Raw genomic sequence first — 3094 nt, forward strand, 5'->3', positions numbered from 1 at the left:
CCACACCGAAGCCGCCTAAAAGATCTTCATCCACAGGTCTTGACGATTGCTCGCCGGCGGATCCGGCGCGCGCCTGGGGTGCGGGCTGATCATGGTCTACCGCGACAGCATCGAGCGCCGTATGTCCGACGTTGGACCCGGTCGACGGGGCGACACCGGCGTCGACCAGGCGCTGGGTGAACCGCAGCGCTGTGTACTGGGCTCCCTTGTCGCTGTGGAAGATCAACTGGCCGGGGCGCAGGTCCCGCGAGCGCAGGGCGTGGTTGAGCGCGGTGAGCACCAGCGCGGTCGTCGCACGGGAGTCGGTGGCCCAGCCGACGACCCGGTTGGAGAACGCGTCACGCACCGAGGCCATCCACAACACGCCCTCGCCGGTGACGATCCGGGTCAGATCGGCCACCCACACCCGGTTCGGCGCGGCCGCGGTGAAGTCGCGTTCGAGCAGGTCCGGCGCCGGCCGGTGGGCGGGGTTCTGCCGGGTCGAGCCGCCCTTCCAGCCGCGGCGCAGGTGGGCGCCCTGCAGGCCGTGCTCGCGCATGATCCGCTCGACGCGCTTGCGGCCGACGTGCACGCCTTGGCGGCGCAGCTCGAGCCAGACCCGCGGGGATCCGTAGGCGGTGGCGAACTCGCTGACCGAGCGGATCTTCACGATCTGTTCGAGGAGCACGGCGTCGTCGAGGTGGCGCTGAGAGGGGTTCGCGCGGCGGGTGCGCCAGTCGTAGTAGGTCGAGACCGGCACACCAAGGACCCGTAGTACGAGACCGGCGGGGAAGCCATGGGCGTCGACGAAGCTCATGACCACCTCCGGGTCGGGCCGATCTCGGAGGCGAAATAGGCGCTCGCCGCGCGCAGGACCTCGTTGACCCGCCGCAGCTCGGCGTTTTCCTTCGCCAGCCTGCGGTTCTCGGCGAGCATGTCGGTCGACGGCCGATCATGGCGCTCGCCGGTGTCGGCCTCGGCTTGGCGGACCCAGCTGCGCAGGGCCTCGTGATGCACCCCGAGCTGCTGCGCGAGCGTCCGGAACGTCGGGCGAGGGTCGGACTCCCGATACAGCCGAACCGCCCGTTCACGCAGCTCATCGGGGTACTTCTTCGGTGCAGTCACCAGTGCCTTCCTTCCTGGCTCTCAAGATCGAACCAGTGTTCAGACACTCCGGCAAAGCGGGGGAACCTCACAGCTCGATCATCACCCGCCGGTTGAGCCGCGCGTACTCCTGCGCCCAGTGCAGGTCGGCCCGGTAGGCGTCCATCTGCGGGGTGCCGGCGAGGAACACGGCCAGGTCGCGGTCGGGCAGCTCCTGGTTGTGCGGCAGCACCTTGGCCTTCTCGATGTGCAGGTTGGCCAGGATGTTGCCGATCCCCCGCGACCCGGAGTGCAGCATCAGCCAGACCCGGTCGTCGCCGTCGAGGCAGAGCTCCACAAAGTGATTTCCGCCCCCGAGCGAGCCGAGCTGCTGGTGGGCCTTGCCACGCAGCTTGTCCTCGCTGGTCCAGGACGCATCGCGCAGATGGTGCAGCCGGTCGAAGCCGCGCCAGAACCCGGCCCAGTCGAGCTCGGTGGGCACTACCTGATGACGGTCAAGGCTAACCAGCCCACGCTGCTGGCCCGGCTGCGTGCGCTGCCCTGGAAGATGACCGGGCCGGCCGCCCGGCAGCGGGCCCGTGGCCACGGGCGGGTCGAGACCCGCACGATCAGCGTGCTCTCCCTGCAGCGGTGCCCGGACCGGGGCGGGGAGTTCTTCCCACACGCCGCCCAGGCCATCCGGCTCATCCGCCGGCGCCGCCCGCTACGTCCGGGCGCACGGTGGAAGACCGTGACCGTCTACGCGATCACCAGCCTGACCGCGTTCCAGGCAGACCCGATCTTGCTGGCCCGCTGGATCCGCGGGCACTGGAACATCGAGAACCGGCTGCACTGGGTCCGGGACGTCTCCTTCGACGAGGACCGCTCCCAGACCCGCACCGCAGCCGGCCCCCAGGTCATGGCCGCCCTGCGCAACCTCGCGATCGCCGCACTCCGACTGACCGGAACCACCAACATCGCCGCCGGACTACGCCACCACGCCCGAGACGCCCACCGACCCTTGACCACCTACAAGATCATCTGACGACTTTGCCGGGGCCCTGGCTGCGCCCCAGCTACACTCCAAGAACTATTCGAATCCCCCCAGGAGATCCAACTTCCGCCGCAGTCCAGGACAACGGCATGCGACCGGCAACGCTAACTCGATAGACCTTGTTTTTCAAAACGCCATCAACCTTAAAGCTAAATTGACACGAACTCCCCACAATGATAGAGTCGCTTAGTTGCCCGGAGCCTATCAATTGCCTCTTCGAGTTCAGCACGGAAATCAGTCCTCCCGCCCGCACTCCTTTGAATTCTCCAGACCCTGCGCAGCCACCGGAAGAGAGAGGGAAGAAGCCGTCCACAACCTTCCGAGAAGGCGATGTCATCAATCCCACGACCTTTCCCTCTACGGTGACTCTACCTTCTTCTGTCATGACCAGAAGTCCTGTCACTGAAAGCAAGATAAATAATATCGACCCGGTCGATACTGCGACAACTCGGAATCGCCTCGAGCGGCCACTAATGACTCTTAAGAGACGCTCCCGAGTTCGCAATGTAACCGTATCCTGATCATCACTTCGCAGTAGCCCCGAACCTTCTCCGCGACTCTCCGACCTCTCGCCTTGACCCATCGGATCAAAAAGACTCACTACTCAGTCCTCATTTCTTTACAGGACTCCATGCCATCTAGGCTGGCCGCTCGGTGTCCTGGGCTCGGTGCGACGGTGCGGTCAGTCGGATTGCGCGTTCTCGGTCCTGTCTGCTAGAAGGAATAGGGCCGCGGTGATTACTGCGGCGACTACAAGTAGAGTATAGGTGACGTCCCATCCGTAGCGTTCGGTGAGTTCAGCCGGTCGTAGCACTTGATCTTGGTTGTTCGGCGGGACAGGATGTTCCGTGCGTGAGATGTTGATGTTGTCGGATCGGGAGGAGATCTCGAGGGGTCTCGCGGAGGGCTTGTCCTACAAGCAGATCGCCTCGGTGGTGGGTCGTGATCGGTCGGTGATCTCTCGTGAGGTCCGTCGTC

General features: G+C 65.2%; 3 protein-coding genes and 1 pseudogene. 1 reads left to right on the forward strand and 3 read right to left on the reverse strand.

All coding sequences use genetic code 11. The features are described 5' to 3' along the window. From Ae505Ps2_RS28720 to Ae505Ps2_RS28730, 3 genes and pseudogenes are all read right to left on the reverse strand, one after another. Nucleotides 1-796: IS3 family transposase (locus Ae505Ps2_RS28720; protein WP_212567725.1), on the reverse strand; the 796-nt coding region annotated here is incomplete at its 3' end. Next, a complete protein-coding gene (locus Ae505Ps2_RS28725; RefSeq protein WP_158071584.1) occupies nucleotides 793-1104 on the reverse strand; it encodes a transposase in 312 nt (103 codons plus the stop codon). The genes Ae505Ps2_RS28725 and Ae505Ps2_RS28720, both read right to left, overlap by 4 nt. A 70-nt stretch (nucleotides 1105-1174) precedes the next feature. After that, a pseudogene (locus Ae505Ps2_RS28730) lies at nucleotides 1175-1537 on the reverse strand (RtcB family protein); the annotation flags it as partial. Between the two features lie 33 nt (nucleotides 1538-1570). On the opposite strand from Ae505Ps2_RS28730, the gene Ae505Ps2_RS28735 reads away from it, so the two are divergent. Then, on the forward strand, nucleotides 1571-2107 hold the full coding sequence (locus tag Ae505Ps2_RS28735; protein ID WP_075313183.1) for an ISAs1 family transposase: 537 nt from the start codon (nucleotides 1571-1573) through the stop codon (nucleotides 2105-2107). Nucleotides 2108-3094 lie beyond the last annotated feature (987 nt).

Source organism: Pseudonocardia sp. Ae505_Ps2 (assembly GCF_001932425.1).
GTDB lineage: Bacteria > Actinomycetota > Actinomycetes > Mycobacteriales > Pseudonocardiaceae > Pseudonocardia.